Below are 22,304 nucleotides of genomic sequence, written 5' to 3'. Positions count from 1 at the left end.
CGGCCGGCCGGATGGGCGCCCGTAGCTCAATTGGATAGAGCATCAGACTACGGATCTGAGGGTTAGGAGTTCGAATCTCTTCGGGCGCGCCATTCTTTCCAAGCTTTAGCAGAAAAACCCAAAGCTGCCCGAACCCGAAAAATCGCTTGGGGTGACATCTGGGGTAACAGCAAAGCGGTCGGGAGCGCTACCCCGGCGGCCTGCGCGCTCTGTTAGCGACATTCCTCTTGGCACGCCCCGTCCGAAGGGGCAAACTTAAACGTCAGGATCGTGGGGAATGGAGGCTGGTCATGGCCCGCAAGAAGGCGCTGAAGGACAACGAAGGCGAGGCGCTCTACCGGGTTGTCGTGTCGGGGCGCGACGTCCTGATCGAGAAGGTGGACAAGGGCGATCCCGACTACACGACCGCCCACAAGCACGCGACCACCCGTCTGGTAGAGGCCATGCGCATCATGCGCGATCAGGAAACCGACCTGTCGCGGCTCGATTCCACCCACTATTTCCAGGGATTGGTCGCCGCCAAGGACTACGCCCGAATGTGCTTCAAGGACCTGTCCGAGACACTTGCCCTGACCTGGGATGCGGTCGAGTCCTACGACGGCACCCTGGCTTCCAGCGCCATGCTGAAGACCAATGCCCTGAAACGCCGCCCGCCGCCGGGACACCCTCCCGATGTCAAGTCGAGGAATCCGGTTCCGGACCTGGATGCCGACTGATGTAGCTTGGATCGTCCTAAGCGTGGCCTCGCCATCGCGCTTATACTCCCTTTGCGCGACACCCTTGCCAAACCCTTTCCGGAGGACTTATTGTTTTCCGGTCCGTGCCAGGTTTCCGGACGTAGGTCCGGCCTGTCTTCGCATCTCTTCGGGGCGCACCCCGACGGACGCTCCCCTGGACACCCGTAAGCGGAGAGACGCGTCATGGCCAAGATCAAGGTTAAGAACCCGGTCGTCGATCTCGACGGCGACGAGATGACCCGCATCATTTGGGCCTTCATCAAGGACAAGCTGGTCCTTCCCTACCTGGACATCGACATCAAGTACTACGATCTCGGCATCCAGAAGCGCGACGAGACCGAAGACCGCATCACCGTCGATTCGGCCAAGGCCATCCAGCAGTATGGCGTCGGCATCAAGTGCGCCACCATCACCCCCGACGAGGCGCGGGTGAAGGAATTCAACCTCAGAAAGATGTGGAAGTCGCCCAACGGCACCATCCGCAACATCTTGGGCGGCACCGTCTTCCGCCAGCCGATCATCTGCAAGAACGTGCCACGCTTGGTGCCCGGCTGGACCCAGCCCATCGTCATCGGCCGCCATGCCTTCGGCGACCAGTACAAGGCTACCGACTTCCTGGTTCCGGGCGCCGGCAAGCTGGTGGTCAAATGGACCGCCGCCGATGGCTCCAAGACCATCGAGCACGAGGTCTTCGACTTCCCCGGCGCCGGCTGCGCGCTGTCCATGTACAACCTGGACGAATCGATCCGCGGCTTCGCCCAGGCTTGCATGAACTACGGACTGGGCCTCGGCTGGCCGGTCTACCTGTCGACCAAGAACACCATCCTGAAAGCCTACGACGGCCGCTTCAAGGACATCTTCCAGGAAGTCTACGAGGCCGAGTTCAAGGCCCGTTTCCAGGAAAGGGGCATCGTCTACGAACATCGCCTGATCGACGACATGGTGGCCTGCGCCATGAAGTGGTCGGGCGGCTTCGTCTGGGCCTGCAAGAACTACGACGGCGACGTGCAATCGGACAGCGTGGCGCAGGGTTTCGGCTCGCTGGGCCTGATGACCTCGGTTCTCATGACTCCCGACGGCAAGACCATCGAGGCCGAGGCGGCCCACGGCACCGTGACCCGCCACTTCCGGGCCCACCAGCAGGGCAAGGAGACATCGACCAACCCCATCGCCTCCATCTTCGCCTGGACCCGGGGCTTGGCCTACCGCGGCCAGTTTGACGGCACCCCCGACGTGGTGCGCTTCGCCGAGACCCTGGAAAAGGTCTGCGTCGATACGGTGGAAAAAGGATTCATGACCAAGGACCTGGCGATCCTGATCGGCCCCGACCAGCCCTGGCTCAACACCCAGGCCTTCCTGGACCAGATCGCCGGCGAACTGGGTTCGGCCTTGCAGAAGTGGTAACAACGACAAGGATAATGATGCCATGCCGGTCGAAGCCAACGTTCTGTTCGACGCCCTCGAAGTTCTCTGGGCGGGCGTCAAGCACAAGTTCATGAGCAGCGACTTCGACCGGGAAAGCGGCCTCAAGATGGCGGTGGAGGAGGCCACCTTCGCCCCCGAAGGCGGCCCCGCCTACGCCCTCGACCGGGTCGAGCTGACTTCCGGCCTGTTCGGGCGCCGGGTGGAATACCACGTCACCGGCCCGACCGAGGGCGGCGGGCGGCGCGAGGTGGTCCATGTCGGCCGCGACTTCGACGCCGACCGCTACGGAATCCGGGTAGTGAGCGACGATCCCAAGGACCTGGAGCGCCTGCTGGCACCGTCCCGTTCATGACGGTGGACCCCGCTTCGGAATTGTAATATATGGGCCGCGGTTCGCCCGGCTGGGAGGGCGGGCCAAGGTTTTCGCCACTTCGGGGACGCGCATACATGTCGACGGCATTTCCGGCCGTATCGCAGCCTTTGACCAAGGCCGGGCAGTTTCGCCGCATGCTGGAATCGGCGGAACTGGAATTCATCATGGAAGCCCACGACGGCATCTCGGCCAAGATCGTCGAGGAGGCCGGGTTCAAGGGCATCTGGGGCTCCGGCCTGTCGCTGTCGGCCGCCCTGGGCGTGCGCGACAACAACGAGGCCTCCTGGACCCAGGTCCTGGAAATGCTGGAATTCATGTCGGACGCCACCTCGATCCCCATCCTGGTGGACGGCGATACCGGCTACGGCAACTTCAACAACGCCCGCCGGGTGGTCAAGAAGCTCTGCCAGCGCCAGGTGGCCGGCATCTGCATCGAGGACAAGCTGTTTCCCAAGACCAATTCCTTCATCGGCGAAAACCAGCCTTTGGCCGACATGGAAGAATTCTGCGGCAAGATCAAGGCCGCCAAGGACAGCCAGACGGACCCCGATTTCAGCGTCGTGGCCCGCGTCGAGGCCCTGATCTCCGGCTGGGGCATGGACGAGGCCCTGCGGCGCGCCATCGCCTACCGGGAAGCCGGGGCCGACGCCATCCTGATCCATTCCAAGCAGCGCACCGCCGACGAAATCCTCGCCTTCCGCAGGGAATTCGGCGACCGGGCGCCGGTGGTCATCGTCCCTACCAAGTACTACCAGACCCCCACAGATACCTTCCGCGAGGCGGGAATCTCTCTGGTCATCTGGGCCAATCACAACCTGCGCGCCGCCATTTCCGCCATGCGCGAGACCAGCCGGCGCATCCAGCGCGAAGAAAGCCTGCTGGCCGTGGAGCCCAACGTCGCCACCCTGGAAGACGTCTTCCGCCTGACCGGCGACGAGGAACTGGCCGATGCCGAGAAGCGCTACCTGCCTTCGCCGCGCGAAGTGCCGAAGGCGGTGGTGCTGGCGGCTTCCCGTGGGGCGGCGCTGGGCAAGCTGACCGAAGATCGCCCCAAGTGCATGATCGACGTGCGCGGCCAGCCCCTGTTGCGCCGCCTGGTGGCGACCTTGAAGGAAGGCGGCCTGCGCGACATCACCGTGGTGCGCGGCTACCACAAGGACATGGTCAACCTGCCCGGCATCCGCGCCGTGGACAACGACGACTACGCCGGGACCGGCGAGGCCGCCAGCCTGGCCTGCGCTCAACCTGCGCTCAACGGCGAGGTGGTGGTGGCCTACGGCGACATCCTGTTCCGTCACTACATCCTGGACCGCCTCCGGGCCGCCGATGGCGACATCGTGGTCACCGTGGACGCGCTCTGGCGCCAGCGCAAGGTGACGCCGGACGAGGTGCGCGACTACGTGTCCTGCTCGCGCCCCTTCTCCACCGACTACCTGGAGGACTCGCCGGTGACGCTCGCCCGCATGGGCAACGATCTGCCCGACGGGGAAATCTGCGGCGAATGGATGGGCCTGGCCCGCTTCAGCGCCAAGGGTGCGGAACTGCTGCGCGCCGAGTTGGACGCCATGAAAGCCGACGGCAGCTTGGCCAAGGCCAGCCTGCTCGACGTCTTCTCGCGCCTGGCGGCCCGGGGCCACGCCGTGCGCGTCCTTTACGTGACCGGCCAGTGGATGGACGTGGATACCGCCACCGACCTCATCCAGGCCGGCGAATTCCTTTAGGCGAGAGGGCAGCGATGATCCGTGCCGACGACTTCCTCGGGCCGGCCAAGGCGGCCGGATTCACCTTCTTCTCGGGCGTGCCCTGCTCGTTCCTCACGCCCGTCATCAACCGGGTGATCAGCGACCGCGAACTACGCTACGTCGCCGCCGCCAGCGAGGGTGAGGCGGTGGCCATCGCCGCCGGAGCTTGGCTGGCCGGACGCAAGTCGGCGGTCATCTGCCAGAACTCGGGACTGGGCAACGCGGTCAATCCGCTGACCTCGCTGAACCATCCCTTCCGCATTCCATCCATGCTGATCGTCACCTGGCGCGGCGGGCCCGGCGTCAAGGACGAGCCCCAACACCAGTTGATGGGCGAAATCACTCCGGCCCTGCTGGACGTCATCCGGGTGCCGCACCGTCCCTTTCCCAAGTCCCAGGCCGACGTGGCGCCCGCCCTCGCGGCGGCACAGGCTTCCATGGACGAAACCGGCCTGCCCTTCGCCTTCGTCATGGAAGACGGCGACGTGGCCGAGGAGAACCTGGATGGCGAGCCCATGCCGCCCCATTCCCCCGGCGTTACCCGCGATCTGGCGAAGGGCGGCGAGCGGCCCAGCCGCTACCGGACCATGGAGCGGCTGCTCTCCTTCGTTCCCGACGATGCCGGCATCATCACGGCCACCGGCAAATGCACCCGCGAGTTGTTCACCATCGCCGACCGACCCCAGCATCTCTACCAGATCGGCTCCATGGGCTGCGTGGCACCCATGGCCCTGGGGGTGGCGATGAACGTGACATCGCCGGTCATCGCGCTGGACGGCGACGGCGCCGCCCTGATGAAGATGGGTGCCATGGCGACCGTCGGCGTCTACGGTTCCGCCAATCTGGTGCATGTCGTATTGGATAACGGCACCTACGACTCCACCGGCGGGCAACCCACCGTCTCCAACTCGGTGGACTTCGCGGCCGTGGCGGGCGCCTGCGGCTATGCCGGCGCCTATTCCTGCGACGACCTGGAAGGCTTCGAGATTGCGGTCAGGGACAGCCTGGCCCAGGGCGGGCCACGCTTGGTCCACATGCGCATCGCCCCAGGTTCCATGTCCAAGCTGGGCCGACCAGGCGTCGCCCCTTCCGAGGTGGCACGACGATTCCAGGATTTCCTGAAGCCCTACCGGAAAGCCGGAGGATGAGCCACGATACTTGGTTCCATCGCGTGGCGCGGGTGACGGTCGTCAAGCCTCTGGCGATGACGCCGGTCACCCCGAACCACCTGACCATGCTGCGGCTGGCAGCGGGACTGGGGGCCGCGGGAGCACTCGCGGCGAACGAACCCTCCTGGGCAGCCGGATTGTTCGTGTTCTCCATGCTGATGGACCGGGCCGACGGCGATTTGGCGCGGCTGACCGGCAAGACCTCGCCTTTCGGCCACAAGCTGGACCTGCTGACCGACGCGCTCTGCAATACCCTGATCTTCGTCGGCCTCGGCATCGGGCTCAGGGATGGTGGCTACGGCGCCTGGGCCATTCCCATGGGCATCCTGGCCGGCGGCGCGGTAGCGCTGATCCTCTTCCTGGTCCTGCGTATCGAGGCCCTGGAAGGGGCTCGGGCGGCCGAGATCGGCAATTTCCACGGCGTCGACCCCGACGACGCCATCGTCGCCGTGCCCATCGCGCTCTGGCTGGGTTGGTCGGAAGGCCTTCTTCTGGCCGCCACTCTCGGCGCCCCGGCCTTCGCCCTATTCTTCGTCTGGCTGTTCCGGCGGAAGCTGAGGGGGGCCAAGCAGGCCCCCCGAGCCTCTTCCTAAGGTTCAGCTCACCAGGCTGCGCAGCATCCAGGCGGTCTTTTCGTGCACCTGCATGCGCTGTGTCAGCAGGTCGGCGCTCGGCTGGTCGTTGGCTTCGTCGACTTTGGCGAAGATGGAACGCGCCGTGCGCACCACCGCCTCGTGGTCCTTGACCAACTGGCGGACCATGTCCTCGGCCGCCGGCACGCCTTTGGCCTCCTTGATGACCGTCAGCTTGCCGAAATCGGCATAGCTGCCGGGCGCCGGCAGATCCAGAGCCCGGATACGTTCGGCGATCAGGTCCACGGCCAGGGATAGCTCGGTATACTGCTGCTCGAACATCAGGTGCAGCGTGTTGAACATCGGACCCGTCACGTTCCAGTGGAAGTTGTGGGTCTTCAGGTAGACGGTATAGGTGTCCGCCAGCATGCGGGCCAAGCCCTCGCCGATTTCCTTGCGATCCTTTTTCGAGATGCCGATATCGATGTCGCTCATGTATCGATCCCCTTCCTTTGTTCAAACCGGACAGGCCGAGACGGGCTGGCGGCGGCGCTCCTTGGTCACGGTCGCCCATGCCTTCTCGTGGAAGTGATAGGCTACCGTATTGCACAGGGGCTCCACCAGAGCCAACGCCCCCCCCATCGCCAGACTGCCCGTAATCAGGTAGCCGACCAGAAACGCGACGCTGAAGTGCACGCAAGCGAAAGTCAGGGTCTTGACGGTGTCCATGGCGGCTTCCCTCTGTGGGCAGTTCCAACACGGAAAGCTTACACCCCAGGCTTAAAATCGTTCCAATGAATATCTTTATGTGAAATAATCGTAACCGTCGATTAATCGGCTATCGAACCTGTCGGCGCCACTTCTGTACGACCCGGCGGACGAATTCGCCGTCCAGACGATCTTCCCGCCACGCCGCCGAATAGGCCGCCGAGTGACTCTTCGGCCGCCGGTCCTCGGGAAGGGAATCGAAACGGATGCGCATGGGGACAGGGACCCCCTCGCCCATCGCCAAGGCCTCTTGCGGGTGCAGGGCTGGCAATACCTTGAGGAATCCGCCCGCCGATTCCGGCAGGACGTTGCGCACGAAGGCCAGATCCTGCTCGTTGGCCAGACGCAGGGCGAACAGGGTCGAACACTGGGACAGGATAGTGGCCGACAGTTCGGACGGCCTCTGGCTGACCAGACAGATCGAAACCCCGTACTTGCGCCCTTCCTTGGCGATGCGGGCGATGGAGGCCCGCGTCGGCCCGAAGCCGCTGCCGTCGTTTTCCGGAGCGTAGCGGTGGGCTTCCTCGCAGACCAGGAGGACGGGCGCCATCTCCACCTCTTCGGAACTCCAGATGGCGAAGTCGAAGATCATGCGGGTCAGCACCGAAACCACCACGTCGACGATCTCGGAAGGCACGCCCGACAAATCGACGCAGGTCACCGGCTTGCCCGCCACCGGAATACGCAGCAGGCGAGAAAGCAGATCGGCCATCACGTCGCGCACGAGCAGGTTGGAAAACATGAAGGCAAAGCGCCGATCCGCCATCAGGCTGTCCAAGCGATTGAGAATCTTCATGTAGGGGCGGGCGCCCTCGGGCTTCTCCAACTTGCCCATGGCGCCATCGATCTGCCGCTTGAGGTCGCTGAGACGGAAGGGCACGGGAGTATCCACCGTCAACACCACCTCGGGACCGCCCGCCGCCTCGCCGCCCGCCTTGCGGGCCTCCAGTACCGCCTCCTTGAGGATCATGATCTGGGATTCGCGGTCCGCTCCCTCGCCGGTCGCCAGCACCTTGACCAATTCCTCGAAGTTCAGCAGCCAGTAGGGCAAATGCAGATTGGCGATGGACACCGCCTCGGCCTTCTCCTTGAAGGCATGGGCGTACTCGTTGTGGGGATCGAGCAGGATGACGTGGCCGCCCGGATGGAATTCCAGGATGGTTTGCAGCAGCAACGCCACAGTGCAGGACTTTCCCGATCCGGTGGAGCCCAGGATGGCGAAATGCTTGCCCAGCAGTTCGTCGGTCAGCACATGGGCGGGAACGCCGCGAGTCTGATGTATGGTCCCGATGCGAACCGAGGCCGCCTTGGTCGGCGCATAGATGGTGGCGATGTCGGTATCCGGAGCGGCTTCGACGACGTCGCCGATACGCGGAAAGAAAGACACGCCGCGCCGGAAGGCGGATTTCCCCGCCTCGACCTCACCCAAGAGTTGGATTTCCAGGCGAATCCCCGCACCATCGCCATTCTCCAGAGCCAGGCTGTTAACGACCCCGAAAACAACGGCGTCCGGCTGCGCGATACGGACCAGCCCCCCGATACGCAGGGCCAAGGCGGAGGACTCGTCCACGCCGGCCCGCGCCAGCACCGTCGCTCCGGTCACCGCGACGATGCGACCCATCCCTTCCGCCATACCCGCCTCCCCGATCCAGCCCCGAAGGAGCCATTATGCGGGTGCCGGCGGCCGGACGGAAGTGACCACGGACACGCTCTGGACCATTCGCTTCCAGGCAAGGCAATCCGGTGGACGCGGGTACATTCAACAAATAGGTCTCCAGTTTTTGTTTCAAAATTCTTTCGGATCGACTAGGTTCAGTACTGCGAGTTTTTATTATCCAAGGAGAATAATGAGTATGATCCGGAAAATCATCCTGACGGCTTTCGTCCTGGCTGCGGGCTTCGCATCGGCGGCCATCGCCCAGAGCAAGCAGGACTTCGATCTGGTCAACAAGACGGGCTACGCCATCGATGAAGTCTACGTCACGCCGGCCGACAGCGACGATTGGCAAAACGACGTGCTGGGCCGCGACATTCTCGCCAACGGCGATTCCGTCCACATTCACTTCTCGCGGAGCGCCAAGACCTGCCTCTGGGACTTGAAGGTGGTGTACGACGATAAGGAAACTGCCGAATGGCACGACTTCGACCTCTGCACGACGTCGAAGATCGTCGTCCGCTATAACCGCAAGACCGGCGAAACATCGGCCGACTACGAGTAGTGCCGGAATTCGCTATTAGAGGCGATGGCCGGGCCCGGGTGGGTCCGGCCATCGTCGTCTTCAGCAGCTTTGGGCGATGCCCCAGAAGTCCTCGGCCTTGAGGGCCGCGCCGCCGATCAGGCCGCCGTCGATATCCGGCTTGGCGATCAGTTCCTTGGCGTTGTCGGGCTTCATGGAACCGCCGTAGAGGATACGCATCTTGGCCGCGACCGCCTCGCCTAAGCGGGACTTGATCTCGGCACGGATGGCGGCGTGCACTTCCTGGGCCTGTTCGGGCGAGGCCGTGCGGCCGGTGCCGATGGCCCAGACCGGCTCGTAGGCGATGACCACGTTGTCGGCGGTGGCGCCGTCGGGCAGCGAGCCCTGGAACTGGCTGCGGTTGACTTCCAGGGTCTTGCCGGCGTCGCGTTCGGCCAGGGTTTCGCCGATGCAGACGATCACCTTCAGGCCGGCGGCCAGGGCCGCTTCAGCCTTGGCCTTGACCATGGCGTCGGTCTCCTTGTGGTCGGTGCGCCGCTCGGAATGACCGACGATGGCATAGGTGCAGCCGGCATCCTTCAGCGCCCAGGCGCTGGTGTCGCCCGTGTGAGCGCCCTTTTCCTTCATATGGCAGTCCTGGCCGCCCACCGCGATGGCGGTGCCGGCCACGGCGTCGGCCACCCGCGAGATCAGGGTGAAGGGAGGGCAGACCAGCATGTCGAAGGCCGGATTGGCGACGCCTCTCATCCTCTCGGCCAGGGCCTCGGCCAGAGCCGTGCCGTCGGCGGACAGGCCGTTCATCTTCCAGTTGCCGGCGATCAGGGGGCGGCGGGGCTTGGTCATGGCGGTCTCCTGGCTGTGCGCGGAAAAGGGACGGCAGATGTACCACAGAGGCCCATCCCCCTCCACACACTTCCGGGTGGGGCGTGCAATCCGGCCGGAAAGGCCCTCCTTGCCCCTGGGGCGGCGGGAGATTAGAGTGCCGCGCATTCTTTTGTCCGGAGCCGTCCATGCGCTTGTCCCGCCTGTTCCTGCCGACCCTCAAGGAAACCCCGTCCGAGGCCCAGATCGTCTCGCACCGCCTGATGCTCCGGGCCGGGATGATCCGCCAGCATGCGGCAGGCATCTACACATGGCTGCCGCTGGGCTACCGGGTGCTGCGCAGGATCGAGCAGATCGTGCGCGAGGAGCAGGATGCAGCCGGCGCCCACGAGATCCTGATGCCCACCGTCCAGTCGGCCGAACTTTGGCGGGAAAGCGGCCGTTACGACGCCTACGGCCCCGAGATGCTGCGCATCCGCGACCGGCACGAACGCGACATGCTCTACGGCCCCACCCATGAAGAGGTGGTGACCGACGTCTTCCGGCAGAACGTCCGCAGCTACAAGGACCTGCCGCAGATGCTCTACCAGATCCACTGGAAGTTCCGCGACGAGGTGCGGCCCCGTTTCGGCGTCATGCGCGGGCGCGAGTTCCTGATGAAGGACTGCTATTCCTTCGACCAGACCAAGGAGGACGCCCGGCGGTCCTACAACAAGATGTTCGTCGCCTACCTGCGCACCTTCGCCCGCCTGGGGCTCAAGGCCATTCCCATGGCGGCGGAAAGCGGCCCCATCGGCGGCGACATGAGCCACGAGTTCATCATCCTGGCCGAAACCGGCGAATCCGAGGTGCAGTGCCACAAGGCGCTGCTGGAAATGCCGATCCCCGGTGCGGACCTCGACTACGAGGGCGACCTGCAGCCCGTCGTCGACACCTGGACTTCCTACTACGCCGCCACCTCGGAAAAGTACGATCCCGCCAAGGCGGCGGCGGCCGGGGTCGACCTGGTGACGGCGCGCGGCATCGAAGTGGGCCATATCTTCAATTTCGGCACCAAGTACTCGGCCCCCATGAAGGCGGCGGTGGCCGGCCCGGCGGGCGAGGAGATCACGGTCGAGATGGGCTCCTACGGCATCGGCGTGTCGCGCTTGGTGGGCGGCATCATCGAGGCGTCCCACGACGAGGCCGGCATCGTCTGGCCGGAAAGCGTCGCCCCCTACCGCATCGGCCTTATCAACCTGAAAAGCGGCGATGCCGCCTGCGATGCCGCCTGCGCCGACCTCTACGGCAAACTGGAAAAGGCCGGGGTGGACGTGCTCTACGACGACCGCGACGCCCGCGCCGGGGTCAAGTTCGCCGACATGGACCTGATCGGCCTGCCCTGGCAGGTGGTGGTCGGCCCCAAGGGCGTCGCCGCCGGCCGGGCCGAGATCAAGAACCGCCGGACCGGCGTCAAGGACGAAGTGTCCCTGGACGCGGTCTTGAACCGCTTCGCCGGGTAGCGGGGCATGTTCTCGCGCTTCGAATGGATGATGGCGATGCGCTACCTGCGGGCCCGTCGGCAGGAAGGTTTCATTTCGGTCATCGCCTGGTTCTCCCTGCTGGGCATTGGCCTGGGGGTGGCGACGCTTATCATCGTCATGTCGGTGATGAACGGCTTTCGCCAGGAACTGCTGACCCGCATCCTGGGAGTCAACGGGCACCTGAGCGTCACCGGCCCGTCCAACCAGTTGCTGCTGTTCGACATGGCGGCCGATCAGGTGCGGAAGATTCCGGGCGTGGTGCAGGTCACGCCGCTGATCGAGGGCCAAGTGATGGTCACCGCCAAGGGCGTGGCGCGCGGCGCCATGATCCGCGGCGTCCGTCCCGACGACCTGGCCAAGCGCAAGATGATCGCCGACAACATCGTGGGCGGCGACTTGACCAAGTTCGGCGGCCCCGACCACGTGGTGGTGGGTGGCCGGCTGGCCGGCAAGCTGGGCCTGGACGTGGGCGACGACATCACCGTCATCTCGCCCAAGGGCAGCGTCACCGCTTTCGGCACCGTGCCCCGACTGCGCACATACAAGATCGCCGCCACCTTCCGGGTCGGCATGTTCGAATACGATTCCAACTTCGTCTTCCTGCCCCTGGAAGCCGCCCAGACTTTCTTCCAGATGCCGGAAAAGGTGAGCAACCTGGAAATCTTCGTCGAAGACCCGCACAAGGCCCGCCAGTTGACGGGGCGCATCACCGCCGCCCTGGGCGGCGAGACCCAGGTCTATGACTGGCAACAGGCCAATTCCAGCTTCTTCAACGCCATCCAGGTGGAACGGAACGTCATGTTCCTGATCCTCACCCTCATCATCCTGGTGGCGGCCTTCAACATCATCTCCAGCCTGATAATGCTGGTCAAGGACAAGCACCGCGACATCGCGATCCTGCGCACCATGGGGGCGACGCGCGGCATGATCCTGCGCGTCTTCTTCATCGCCGGGGCCAGCGTGGGCGTCATCGGCACCACCTTCGGCGTGGCCCTGGGCCTGTCGTTCACCAGGAACATCGAGTCGGTGCGCCAGTTCATCCAGGGCTTCACCGGCAACGACCTGTTCGCCGCCGAGATCTACTTCCTGTCCAAGCTACCGGCCATCGTCGACTACAACGAGGTGATCGCCGTGGTGGGCATGGGCCTGGGGCTGTCGCTTCTGGCCACGCTCTACCCGTCCTGGCGGGCGGCGCGCATCGATCCGGCGGAGGCCCTGCGCTATGAATGATGCGCCTCAGGTCCTCCGCCTTTCCGGCATCCTCCGCACCTTTCACCAGGGCAAATCCGACCTGGAAATTCTCCGGGGCGCCGAACTGTCCATCCGGGAAGGCGAAATCGTCGGCTTGGTCGGTCCGTCCGGCGCCGGCAAGTCGACCTTGCTGCATATCGCGGGCCTTCTGGAAAAGCCCGACGCGGGCGAGATCGAGGTCTGCGGCGAAGCTTGCTCCAAGCTGGGCGACGACCGCCGCACCTTGCTACGCCGTCATTTCATGGGATTCGTCTACCAGTACCACCATCTGCTACCCGAGTTCACCGCCCTGGAAAACGTGGTCATCCCGCAGGTGATCGCGGGCCTGGGCCGTTCGGAGGCGCGTGAGCGCGCCACCCAACTCCTGGCCGCCATGGGCCTGGCGGATCGCGCCGAGCATCGTCCGGCCCGCCTATCGGGCGGCGAGCAGCAGCGGGTCGCCATCGCCCGCGCCCTGGCGAACGCGCCGCGCCTGTTGCTGGCCGACGAGCCGACCGGCAACCTGGACCCGCACACGGCCGAAGAAGTCTTCGGCGTCCTGCTAAAGTTGGCACGCGGCGCCGGGCTGGCTGCCCTGATCGCCACCCACAACCCCGACCTCGCCCGCCGCATGGACCGCATCCTGCGCGTCGAGGAAGGCGTGCTGGTCGAGCAGTAGCCGCCGCCGCTTCTGCCCCCTGGACGGGGCGGGCGGCTGGTGCCATATTCGGGCGCCTCGGATTTCCAAAGGGCGGGTGGACCCCATGATTGTCGGCACGCTGTTCTACACCTGGATCTTCGGCCGCCTGGAAGGGACCGACGAATTCGGCAACCGCTATTTCCGCTCGTCCCACAAACGGCACGGAACGGAACGGCGTTGGGTACTCTACAAGGGCGACCCCGAGGCATCCAAGGTGCCGCCCGAATGGCATGCCTGGCTGCACCATACGGTGCCCCAGCCCCTGACCGAGATCGCAGCCAATCCCAGGCCCTGGCAGAAACCCCACCAGTCCAATCCGACTGGCACCCGGGCCGCCTATCGGCCTCAGGGGCACGACTTGGTTGGCGGCAGCACCGGCTCCGGCGCCTACGAGGCTTGGCAGCCGGATGCGCAGTAAGGATCGGGAGATTCGGGAGGTTCTGGTCGGCGGCTTGGCGGTGCTGGGCTTGGTCGCCATGCTGGGGCTGTCCTACGGCGGCGGCAAGGACGCCGCCAAGACCCAGGCAGGCGAATACGCCCTGAAGGCCATCTTCAACCGCGTCGACGGGTTGCTGGAAGGCGACGAAGTCCACCTGGGCGGCATCCGGGTGGGCACCGTGGACCGCCTGAGCCTGGACGCCAACTTCCGCGCCGTGGCGACCTTGCGCATCCGCTCGTCGGTCAAGTTGCCGCGCGACACCTCGGCAGCCGTGCATACCGATGGCTTGTTCGGTTCCAAGTTCGTGGTCCTGGAACCGGGCGGCGAGGAAGAGAACTTCAAGCCCGGCGCCACCATCGACTTCACGCAGGACGCGGTGATCGTCGGCGAACTGCTGGACTTGATCATCGCCGAAGGCCGGGCGAACCGGAAGAACTAGGAAGGGGCAAGGGCCGTGGGACGCAGTCTGGTCGAAACGGTAATGGGTGCGGTGGTGCTTCTGGTGGCCGCCGCCTTCGTCTACGTGGCCGTCCAAACCGCCGAGATCAAGGCAGTGGAAGGTTACGCGCTGACGGCCTCCTTCTACAAGATCGGCGGGCTGAAGAAGGGCAGCGACGTCCGCATCAGCGGCATCAAGGTGGGCACGGTCACCGAGCACCGCCTCGCCCCCAAGACCTTCGACGCCTTGGTCGAAATGTCGATTTCGGCGAACATCAAGCTGCCGGTCGACACCGTGGCCTCCATCGCCAGCGAGGGCATCATGGGCGGCAAATACGTTCGCCTGGAACCGGGCAGCGACAAGGGCAAGACCCTGCCCCCCGGCGGCACCATCGCCAAGACCAAGGACTTCCGCTCCCTGGAGGACCAGGTCGGCGAGATCATCTTCCTGGCCACCGGCGGCAAGGACAAGCAGCAGGACGGCGGCCCGCAGCCGTGAGGATTCCCTTCTTCGGCTTGTTCGCCCAGGTCCTGATGGCCGCCGTCCCGGCGGCGGCCGAGCCCATGGGGGTGGCGGTGCTACAGGGCATGGACAAGGTGACGGCGCGGGTCTCCACCATCCGGGTGGCGGTCAACGATACGGTGCGCTTCGGCACCCTGGAAATCACCGCTTACCGCTGCGACAAGCGCTCGCCCGAAGAACTGCCGGAAAGCGCCGCCTTCCTGGACATCCGCGAAGCCCGCGTGGGCGAGGCACCGGTGGAACTGTTCCGCGGCTGGATGTTCGCCTCCAGTCCAGCGCTTTCGGCGATGGAGCACCCGGTTTACGACGTCTGGGTGCTGGATTGCGAGCAGAGCGCCGCCATGGCGCCCGCCAGGACGCCTTCCGGCAAGTCGCCGTAGAATTCGGCTGGAATCGACAGGGCCGCTTCCAGCCGTTCCAGATAGTCGCGGGCCGGGATCTCGACGGCGCCGAAGCGCTTCAGGTGCTCGGTGACGAACTGGATGTCCAGCAGCACGTAGCCACCCAGGCGCAGACGTATCGCCAAGTGCACCAGGGCCACCTTGGAGGCGTCCTCGACGCGCGAGAACATGCTCTCGCCGAAGAAGGCCCCCCCCAGCGACACGCCGTAGAGGCCCCCGACCAATTCCCCTTCCCGCCAACATTCGACGCTATGGGCGAAGCCCAGTGCGTGGAGTTCGGCATAGGATTCTTCGATGGTTCGGTTGATCCAGGTCTCGCGGCGGTTGGGCCCCGGGCTTTCGGCGCAAGCCCGCACCACGGCGGAAAAAGCGCCATCGCAGCGCACCTCGAAGGGAGCCTGGCGGAGCGTTCGCTTCAGACGGCGCGGCACGTGGAAGGCATCCAGAGGCAGGATGCCCCGCCGCTTGGGATCGACCCAGAAGAAATCCGGATCGTCGCGCGTCTCGGCCATGGGAAAGACCCCCGAGGCATAGGCGCGGAGCAGGATTTCCGGGGGAATGCGCTGAACGGGAACGGCCATGGCCCCATGATGGCTTGCCAAACTCCCTCCCGGCAAGAAGTTGTCGATACAGGACGCGCGGAACAGGGAGGGCAACACAACATGTTGCGTAATACAAATCAACAAATACGAATATATAGAAAGCCACGCCCATACAGTTTATCGGTCCGGAACGGAAAGTCGTTACAGAATATCCCACCCTCATCCGGCTCGCCTGTGGAATACGGGGATAAACTTGGCTTTTCTGTTGACTTCATAATGCCATGGCTCATACAACGTTCGGTAGGTGGCGGGGTGGGTGCCAGAGGAAGATGGAAGGCACGGACATGGGCCTCAGGGACGCACCGGCAACGGTTCGGATTTTCTACAAGCAGGGCCACCACAGCCATATCTTCACCTCGCCGGATCTGACCGGACTCCACGTTGGCGATCCTTCCATGCGCAAGGCCTACGACTGGATCGGGACGGCCGTCAGCGCGCTGGTGGAAGCCATGTGCGGCGTCAAGGCCCGCTACGAACCCGATCATCAATTCGAACAAGTTAAGGAATTGGTGGAAAACAGCCGGAAGGATAATGTCCTTCTCACCACGGTGATGCTTGCCACCCTGCGCGGCGTGGACGACGACCACGGGCACCCGGCGGCGGCAACCGGGGGACAGGGTGCCCGCCGCGCCGGCCGGCGCAAATAATCGTTTTCGATTGGGCATGGGGAATGGCCTTTCCTTAGAAAGGCCAAGGGGCGGATGGCGGCGGATCGCCTCCTCCCACCGAAGAGCAGCATGCCAACGGCAAGCAGGTCACCACGGCATCGACGAACAAGATCAACTGATCACGCCGCCAGCAGCACGTCGGCCACTTCCACCAGGCGGGCGCGGAGGGCGTCGACCTCGGGGCCCTGGCGCAGGCCGCGCAGGGTGTCGCAGACGGCCTTGGCCTTGGCCATCGCCTCGAATTCCTGTTCGTCTTCCACCAAGCGGGCGATTTCCACCAGGGTGAATTCCAGTTCGGTCTGCAGATCGTCGGTCATCGGGGGATTCGGGGTCGGCATGATGCCTCTCCATTCAAATTGAAACGTTAATATGCGTATATCATAAAATTCTAATATTGCAAACGCGAAGGAGACCTAGCGGCTTCGCGGTCGCGGCCTATCGATCGGGCCGGGCGGAACCAGGCAGCCGGGCCCGGAGCCGATAAGGTCCCGGCGCCCCATGGCCAGCAGGGCCTCGCGCAGCAAAGGGGCGTTTTCCGGGTCGTGCCAGCGCAGGAAGGCCTTGTGCAGCCGGCGCTGGCGGGCGCCCTTGGGGACAAAGACCGCCTCCCCTCCCCCTTGCCGTACCGGCCGTAGCGGATTGAGCCCCGTGTGGTACATGGCGGTGGCCAGCGACAGGGGCGACGGAAGGAAGGCCTGCACCTGATCCAGCTTGAGCCCCCGCCGCCGCAACCAGACGGCCAGCTTGACCATGTCGGCGTCGGTGGTGCCGGGATGGGCGGCGATGAAATAGGGAATCAGATATTGGCGCTTGCCGGCTGCGCGGGAAAAGCGTTCGAACATTTCCTGGAAGCGGTCATAGGCCTCGATGCCAGGCTTCATCATGCAGGCCAGCGGACCGGGTTCCGTATGTTCGGGCGCCACCTTCAGGTAACCGCCCACGTGATGGGCGGCCAGTTCCTTCACATAGTCCGGATCGCGGAGCGCCAGATCGTAGCGGACCCCGGACGCCACCAGGACCCGCTTGACACCCTTGATGGACCGTGCCTTGCGGTAAAGGTGGATCAAGGGGGCGTGGTCGGTGTCCAGGTTCTTGCAGATTTCCGGGAACACGCAGGACGGCCGCCGGCAGACGGCCTGCGCCTTGGCCGACTTGCAGGCCAGCCGGTACATGTTGGCGGTCGGCCCCCCCAGATCGGAAATGGTGCCGGTGAACCCCGGCGTCTTGTCGCGCACCGCCTCGATTTCGCGCAGCACCGACTCCTCGGACCGGTTCTGCACGATACGGCCCTCGTGTTCGGCGATGGAACAGAAGGAACAGCCGCCGAAGCAGCCGCGCAGGATGGTCACCGAAAAGCGGATCATCTCCCAGGCCGGAATGCGGGCCGTTCCGTAGGCCGGATGGGGGGCCCGGGCGAACGGCAGTTCGTAGATCCGGTCCATCTCCCCGGTGGACAGGGGAAGAGGCGGCGGATTGACCCAGACCTCCTTGTCGCCGTGCCGCTGCACCAGTGGCCGGGCATTGCCCGGATTGCTTTCCAGATGAAAGGCGCGGGAGGCTTGGGCATAAAGAAGCGGATCGTCGCGCACCGCCTCGAAGGAGGGCAGCCGCACCACGGCGGGCCCGTCGCCGCCGCCTTGCAGGAAATCGACTTCCCGCCAGCCGTCCGGCACCGCGTCGCGGATGCAGACCGACCCGCGCAGGTCGTGGATGTCCCGCAGGCGCTCCCCGACCATGACGCGGCGGGCCACGTCGACGAGGGCCCGTTCGGCGTTGCCGTAAAGCAGCAGGTCGGCCTTGGCGTCCATCAGGATGGACCGGCGCACGGTTTCCGACCAGTAGTCGAAATGGGCGATGCGGCGCAGGCTGGCCTCGATGCCGCCCAGTACGACGGGAACGTCCCGGAAGGCCTCGCGGCAGCGCTGGGCATAGACGATGGCCGCCCGGTCGGGACGTCGTCCCCCTTCCCCGCCCGCCGTATAGGCGTCGTCGTGGCGCAGCCGCCGGTCGGAGGTGTAGCGGTTGACCATGGAATCCATGTTGCCGGCGGTGACGCCGAAGAACAGGCGCGGCCGGCCAAGCGTCTTGAAGGCCTCGGCGTTCCTCCAATCGGGCTGGGCGAGAATGCCGACCCGAAGGCCCTGGGCCTCCAGCAGGCGGCCGACGATGGCCATGCCGAAGCTCGGGTGGTCCACATAGGCGTCGCCGGTGACGATCACCACGTCGCAGGCGTCCCAGCCGAGACCATCCATCTCGGCTCGCGTCGTGGGCAGGAAGAGTGCCGGAGCGTCCATCGCCGCACTATAGCCCAGGATCATTCCTTGGCGGCGAGCTTCTCCGTCAGATCGCCGCACTTCATGATGAGGTCGAGAGACGCGGCGCCACTGGCGCCATCGGGCGAACACCGTTCCCGGGCCTCGTCGGTCTTGCCCTCGGCCGCCAGTTCGGCGGTCCGGGCAACCGAAGCATGATAGCCCGCATGGGCCTCCTTGAAGGCCTCATACTCGGAAAGTCCGGTGTAGGCCATTCCCTCGCCGTAGACCCATCGCCCCACGGCACAAAGATCGTCACGGCCGACCGCGACCGGGTCGACGGGCTCGCCCCGCTCCAGCCGCTCCCGGAAATCCCGGTGCCACCCCAGATGCAAATGGACCAATTTCTGTACCGACACCATACCCCGCTCCTGCGCCAGATAACTCGCGCCCCCGGACTGGAGGCAAAGTAACCGACTCCATCGACAAGGAATATTGTGGCAATCCCGTAGCATTTCACCCCCGCCGAAGCCACTTGCGTTCGTTCGGTTCGTGTTCTAGCTTTCAGCAGTAATCGCAATCAGGGGGGTACCATGGCGGGCTCGGTGAACAAGGTGATCCTGGTGGGAAACCTGGGGCGCGACCCCGAGGTGCGCTATGCCCAGGATGGCTCGAAGATCGTCAACTTCACCCTCGCCACCAGCGAATCCTGGAAGGACAAGGGCTCCGGGGAGCGCAAGGAAAAAACCGAATGGCACAGGGTCGTGGTCTTCAATGACCGCTTGGCCGGAATCGCCGAGCAATACCTGCGCAAAGGCTCCAAGGTCTACGTCGAGGGCTCCCTGCAAACCCGTAAGTGGACCGGCAACGACGGGCAGGAACGCTACACCACCGAAGTCGTTCTCACCCGCTTCAAGGGCGAATTGACCCTGCTCGATTCGAAGGGCGGCGGCGGTGGCGGCGGCGGCGGTTATTCCCCGCCGGGCGAGCCCGATTGGGCTCCCCCGGATCAGGGCGGTACTGCCAGCGGAAGCGGCGGCAGTCGTCCGGCCGGCGGCGCCGGGCGCGGTCCGGCGCCGGGCGGCGACCTGGACGACGAAATCCCCTTCTAGCCCGCGGGAATGTCCCACTCTCCGCTCTACCTGGATATCCTGATCCTGCTGATGGCGGCGGTCGTCATCGTGCCGGTCGCCAAACGCTTGGGAATCCCGTCGGTGATCGCCTACCTGGCGGCCGGCGTGGCCCTGGGCCCTTACACCCCGGGCCCGGTAATCATCTCCACGCAGACCCAACCCCTGGCCGAATTCGGGGTGGTGTTTCTGCTGTTCGCCATCGGCCTGGAACTGCCGATCACCCGCCTGAGATCCATGCGCCACTACATCCTCGGGCTGGGAGTACTGCAGGTTCTTTGGACCGGCGCCGCGATCGGCGGCATCGCCCTGGCCCTGGGACGCAGTTCCGCGGCGGCCTTGACGATCGGCGCCGTTCTGGCCTTTTCCTCGACCGCCGCCGTGTTGACCATGCTGGTGGAGCGCAACGAGACGGTAACCCGCTTCGGCCGCGCCGCCGTGGCCGTACTGATCCTGCAGGACTTGGCGGTCGTCCCGGTGCTGACCCTGCTGCCTCTGCTCAAGGGCGATTCGGGAAGCATCGCATCCGCCCTGGGGCTGGCCAGCGTAAAGGCGGGCGCGGCGATGGCCGTCATCTTCCTGGCGGGGCGGTTCGTCATCGGGCCGGCCTACCGCTTCATCTCGGCGGCCGGCAATCCGGAGGTTTTCACGGCGACCAACCTGCTGCTCATCCTGGCGGTCGGCTGGGCCACGGCCGAGGCCGGCATGTCCATGGCCCTGGGAGCCTTCCTGGCCGGCCTGCTGCTGTCGGATACCGCCTACCGCCATCAGGTGGAAGCCGATATCGCCCCCTTCCGCGGGTTGCTGCTGGGACTCTTCTTCATGACCGTCGGCATGGCCATCGACCTGCCGCTGGTGGGAGAGCGGCTGGGAGCGGTCCTCGGGTTGACCCTGGGACTGCTCGCCCTCAAGGCGACGATTCTTTTTGCGCTCGCCATGGCCTTCCGCCTGTCCCTGCCGGCCGCCCTGCGGGTCGGCCTGTTGCTCGCTCAGGGCGGCGAATTCGCCTTCGTGCTTCTGAAACCAGCCACCGAACTGGGGGTGGTGGAGCCGGCGGACAGCCAGATCCTGCTGGCCGTGGTGGCGCTTTCCATGGCGGCGACGCCGCTGCTCGCTTTCCTCGGACGCTTCGCCGCCGAAAAGCTGGAGCGGCGCTGGGGCCAAGAGCGCTTCGCCTTGCAGACCAGCGACCTGCGCCGCCACGTTATCATCGCCGGCTATGGACGGGTGGGGCGGACGGTGGCCCGCCTGCTGGCGGCCAGCCAGATCCCCTATGTCGCCCTGGAGACGGACCCCCATCGGGTGGCCGACGCACGGCGGGCCGGATTGCCCGTGTTCTTCGGCGATGCCGCCCAGCCGGCCGTCCTGCGTGCAGCCGGCGTCGAACGGGCCCAGGCGGTGGTAATCACCCTGAACCGGCCACGGCACGCGGAAGCGGCGGTATCTTCCGTGCGCCATGCCGCAACCGACGTGATGATCCTGGCTCGCGCCCACGACTCCCGTCAGCGCGAGATCCTTCTGAAGGCGGGAGCGACGCGGGTGATCCCGGAAACCATCGAAGCCAGCCTGCAACTGGCCGGCTTGGCCTTGCAGGAAGCGGGGCTCGACCCGGTCGAGATCGAACGCAGCCTCGACGATTTCCGGCGCGCCTACTACAGCCCTCCCCACGCCTAGGTTCGAGCGAAAAACACTCGCCGCAGCCGGCTTTGTCCCTTATCATCCCGCAAAACTATGTATAAGGGGTGCATTCACCCCGACAACAGGGAAAACCTGAATCGGCGCGGGAGGTTTCTTGCACGAGCGGCTCATCAAGGGCTTGACGATCCGCTATGCCGCCATGCTGGGCGTCTTGGCCGCCCTGATGGTCGGCGGCTATCTGCTGATGGACGGCGTGATCGCCAGCGACACCCGGGCCGGTGCCCAGATCAACACCGCCGGGCGCCAGCGCATGCTGTCGCAGCGCATCCAGATTTTGGCCCATGACTTCGCGCACTACGTGGGAGAACACGGCGACCGCGAAGGAGCCGCGGCCCTGCGCCAGGACCTTCTGGCGGCGGCCGATCAAATGGAACGTTCCCACCGTGCCCTGACGGTCGGCGACCCCGCCTTCGGCTTCGTTCCCGAGTTGTCCCGGGAAATCCGTTCCTTCTACCGCGGACCGACGGCCCAGTTGGATGCCGATGTCCGCGCCTTTGTCGGGCACGTCCGCTCGCTCGCCTGGGCGCCGCTTTCGGCGGTCAACGACGACAATCCTCATCTGCTGCATATCATGGCGTCGGCCTCCGGCCCCTTGCTGGAACGGCTGGACCAGGTGGTCGCTCTGCTCCAGAAGGAAAGCGAGTCCGGCACCGAAAAGCTGCGCGTCGCCCATGTCTGGGTGCTGGTGGCGACCCTGGGCGTCCTGGCGCTGTCGGCCATCGCCTTGTTCGATCCGATGATCAACCAGATCCGACAGGCCTTCCGGGACCGGGAGCGGGCCGACGAGCGCATCCTTCGCAGCTTGACGGAACAGGAGATCATCGCCGGGTTGCTCCGCGTCTCGGTCGAGACCTTGCCGGTCGAGGAAACCCTACGGCGCGCCCTCGCCCTGGT

The 22,304-nt window shown here is 65.3% G+C and carries 26 protein-coding genes and 1 tRNA gene; 19 read left to right on the top strand and 8 right to left on the bottom strand.

All coding sequences use genetic code 11. The features are described 5' to 3' along the window. Positions 1-15 precede the first annotated feature (15 nt). The 7 genes from H7841_12630 (at position 16) to H7841_12600 (ending at position 6,039) form a co-directional block, all read left to right on the top strand. Positions 16-92, top strand: a tRNA-Arg gene (locus tag H7841_12630). Positions 93-290: 198 nt separating this feature from the next. Next, on the top strand, positions 291-716 hold the full coding sequence (locus tag H7841_12625) for a hypothetical protein (GenBank protein MEO5337721.1): 426 nt from the start codon (positions 291-293) through the stop codon (positions 714-716). A 204-nt stretch (positions 717-920) separates the two neighbouring features. Next, positions 921-2,141, top strand: coding sequence for an NADP-dependent isocitrate dehydrogenase (locus tag H7841_12620; protein MEO5337720.1), 1,221 nt, complete (start codon positions 921-923; stop codon positions 2,139-2,141). Between the two features lie 22 nt (positions 2,142-2,163). Next, positions 2,164-2,514, top strand: coding sequence for a hypothetical protein (locus H7841_12615; GenBank protein MEO5337719.1), 351 nt, complete (start codon positions 2,164-2,166; stop codon positions 2,512-2,514). Between the two features lie 95 nt (positions 2,515-2,609). Next, a complete protein-coding gene (gene aepX / locus H7841_12610) occupies positions 2,610-4,256 on the top strand; it encodes a phosphoenolpyruvate mutase (protein ID MEO5337718.1) in 1,647 nt (548 codons plus the stop codon). A gap of 14 nt (positions 4,257-4,270) precedes the next feature. Continuing rightward, the gene (gene aepY, locus H7841_12605) at positions 4,271-5,425 is read left to right on the top strand and encodes a phosphonopyruvate decarboxylase (GenBank protein ID MEO5337717.1); all 1,155 of its coding nucleotides are present in this window, start codon (positions 4,271-4,273) and stop codon (positions 5,423-5,425) included. Further along, positions 5,422-6,039 carry a CDP-alcohol phosphatidyltransferase family protein gene (locus tag H7841_12600; GenBank protein MEO5337716.1) on the top strand — a complete coding sequence of 206 codons (618 nt, stop codon included), beginning with the start codon at positions 5,422-5,424 and terminating at the stop codon, positions 6,037-6,039. The genes aepY and H7841_12600 overlap by 4 nt, the downstream gene beginning before the upstream one ends. 3 nt (positions 6,040-6,042) lie before the next feature. Here the strand turns inward: H7841_12600 and H7841_12595 are convergent, their stop codons facing one another. From H7841_12595 to H7841_12585, 3 genes are all read right to left on the bottom strand, one after another. Further along, positions 6,043-6,513 (bottom strand): DNA starvation/stationary phase protection protein, encoded by a 471-nt coding sequence (locus H7841_12595; protein MEO5337715.1) that lies wholly within the window; start codon positions 6,511-6,513, stop codon positions 6,043-6,045. 21 nt (positions 6,514-6,534) lie between these two features. After that, on the bottom strand, positions 6,535-6,747 hold the full coding sequence (locus H7841_12590; protein MEO5337714.1) for a DUF2061 domain-containing protein: 213 nt from the start codon (positions 6,745-6,747) through the stop codon (positions 6,535-6,537). 109 nt (positions 6,748-6,856) lie between these two features. Beyond that, a complete protein-coding gene (locus tag H7841_12585; GenBank protein ID MEO5337713.1) occupies positions 6,857-8,419 on the bottom strand; it encodes a DUF87 domain-containing protein in 1,563 nt (520 codons plus the stop codon). A 220-nt stretch (positions 8,420-8,639) separates the two neighbouring features. Between H7841_12585 and H7841_12580 the strand changes: the two genes are divergently transcribed. Then, positions 8,640-9,005 carry a hypothetical protein gene (locus H7841_12580; GenBank protein MEO5337712.1) on the top strand — a complete coding sequence of 122 codons (366 nt, stop codon included), beginning with the start codon at positions 8,640-8,642 and terminating at the stop codon, positions 9,003-9,005. A gap of 60 nt (positions 9,006-9,065) precedes the next feature. Here H7841_12580 and tpiA read toward each other — a convergent pair whose 3' ends face one another. Beyond that, a complete protein-coding gene (tpiA, locus tag H7841_12575; GenBank protein MEO5337711.1) occupies positions 9,066-9,827 on the bottom strand; it encodes a triose-phosphate isomerase in 762 nt (253 codons plus the stop codon). A 167-nt stretch (positions 9,828-9,994) separates the two neighbouring features. Here tpiA and H7841_12570 point away from each other — a divergent pair, with 167 nt between their 5' ends. The 7 genes from H7841_12570 (at position 9,995) to H7841_12540 (ending at position 15,039) form a co-directional block, all read left to right on the top strand. Continuing rightward, positions 9,995-11,308 carry a proline--tRNA ligase gene (locus tag H7841_12570; protein MEO5337710.1) on the top strand — a complete coding sequence of 438 codons (1,314 nt, stop codon included), beginning with the start codon at positions 9,995-9,997 and terminating at the stop codon, positions 11,306-11,308. Positions 11,309-11,314: 6 nt separating this feature from the next. Next, positions 11,315-12,559, top strand: a complete 1,245-nt coding sequence (locus tag H7841_12565) for a lipoprotein-releasing ABC transporter permease subunit (GenBank protein MEO5337709.1) — start codon at positions 11,315-11,317, stop codon at positions 12,557-12,559. Then, positions 12,552-13,238: an ABC transporter ATP-binding protein gene (locus H7841_12560; protein MEO5337708.1), complete on the top strand. Its 687-nt coding sequence runs from the start codon at positions 12,552-12,554 to the stop codon at positions 13,236-13,238. The genes H7841_12565 and H7841_12560 overlap by 8 nt, the downstream gene beginning before the upstream one ends. A gap of 85 nt (positions 13,239-13,323) precedes the next feature. Then, a complete protein-coding gene (locus tag H7841_12555; GenBank protein MEO5337707.1) occupies positions 13,324-13,677 on the top strand; it encodes an NADH:ubiquinone oxidoreductase subunit NDUFA12 in 354 nt (117 codons plus the stop codon). Continuing rightward, on the top strand, positions 13,667-14,137 hold the full coding sequence (locus H7841_12550; GenBank protein ID MEO5337706.1) for an MlaD family protein: 471 nt from the start codon (positions 13,667-13,669) through the stop codon (positions 14,135-14,137). Before H7841_12555 ends, H7841_12550 begins: the two co-directional genes overlap by 11 nt. A 15-nt stretch (positions 14,138-14,152) precedes the next feature. Next, positions 14,153-14,635, top strand: a complete 483-nt coding sequence (locus H7841_12545; GenBank protein ID MEO5337705.1) for an MlaD family protein — start codon at positions 14,153-14,155, stop codon at positions 14,633-14,635. Beyond that, complete coding sequence (locus H7841_12540; protein ID MEO5337704.1) at positions 14,632-15,039, top strand: DUF2155 domain-containing protein; 408 nt, start codon at positions 14,632-14,634, stop codon at positions 15,037-15,039. Before H7841_12545 ends, H7841_12540 begins: the two co-directional genes overlap by 4 nt. On the opposite strand, the gene aat is transcribed toward H7841_12540, so the two are convergent. Then, positions 14,961-15,641, bottom strand: coding sequence for a leucyl/phenylalanyl-tRNA--protein transferase (gene aat / locus H7841_12535; protein MEO5337703.1), 681 nt, complete (start codon positions 15,639-15,641; stop codon positions 14,961-14,963). The genes H7841_12540 and aat overlap by 79 nt on opposite strands. 305 nt (positions 15,642-15,946) lie before the next feature. Between aat and H7841_12530 the strand changes: the two genes are divergently transcribed. Further along, positions 15,947-16,309, top strand: coding sequence for a hypothetical protein (locus H7841_12530; GenBank protein MEO5337702.1), 363 nt, complete (start codon positions 15,947-15,949; stop codon positions 16,307-16,309). Positions 16,310-16,449: 140 nt separating this feature from the next. Here H7841_12530 and H7841_12525 read toward each other — a convergent pair whose 3' ends face one another. The 3 genes from H7841_12525 to H7841_12515 form a co-directional block, all read right to left on the bottom strand. Then, entirely contained in the window at positions 16,450-16,647 is a 198-nt protein-coding gene (locus H7841_12525) for a hypothetical protein (GenBank protein ID MEO5337701.1), read from the bottom strand. Between the two features lie 96 nt (positions 16,648-16,743). Continuing rightward, on the bottom strand, positions 16,744-18,648 hold the full coding sequence (locus H7841_12520) for a YgiQ family radical SAM protein (protein ID MEO5337700.1): 1,905 nt from the start codon (positions 18,646-18,648) through the stop codon (positions 16,744-16,746). Next, on the bottom strand, positions 18,645-19,004 hold the full coding sequence (locus H7841_12515; protein MEO5337699.1) for a hypothetical protein: 360 nt from the start codon (positions 19,002-19,004) through the stop codon (positions 18,645-18,647). The genes H7841_12520 and H7841_12515 overlap by 4 nt, the downstream gene beginning before the upstream one ends. 171 nt (positions 19,005-19,175) lie before the next feature. On the opposite strand from H7841_12515, the gene ssb reads away from it, so the two are divergent. The 3 genes from ssb to H7841_12500 form a co-directional block, all read left to right on the top strand. After that, positions 19,176-19,694 carry a single-stranded DNA-binding protein gene (ssb, locus tag H7841_12510; GenBank protein ID MEO5337698.1) on the top strand — a complete coding sequence of 173 codons (519 nt, stop codon included), beginning with the start codon at positions 19,176-19,178 and terminating at the stop codon, positions 19,692-19,694. 9 nt (positions 19,695-19,703) lie between these two features. Continuing rightward, a complete protein-coding gene (locus H7841_12505) occupies positions 19,704-21,386 on the top strand; it encodes a cation:proton antiporter (GenBank protein MEO5337697.1) in 1,683 nt (560 codons plus the stop codon). Between the two features lie 118 nt (positions 21,387-21,504). Further along, on the top strand, positions 21,505-22,304 hold an 800-nt coding region (locus tag H7841_12500), incomplete at its 3' end, for a type IV pili methyl-accepting chemotaxis transducer N-terminal domain-containing protein (GenBank protein ID MEO5337696.1).

It is taken from the genome of Magnetospirillum sp. WYHS-4, assembly GCA_039908345.1.
Lineage (GTDB): Bacteria > Pseudomonadota > Alphaproteobacteria > Rhodospirillales > GLO-3 > JAMOBD01.
Note: the sequence above shows the minus strand (reverse complement) of the source record. Positions and strands in the feature narration are given on the sequence as shown.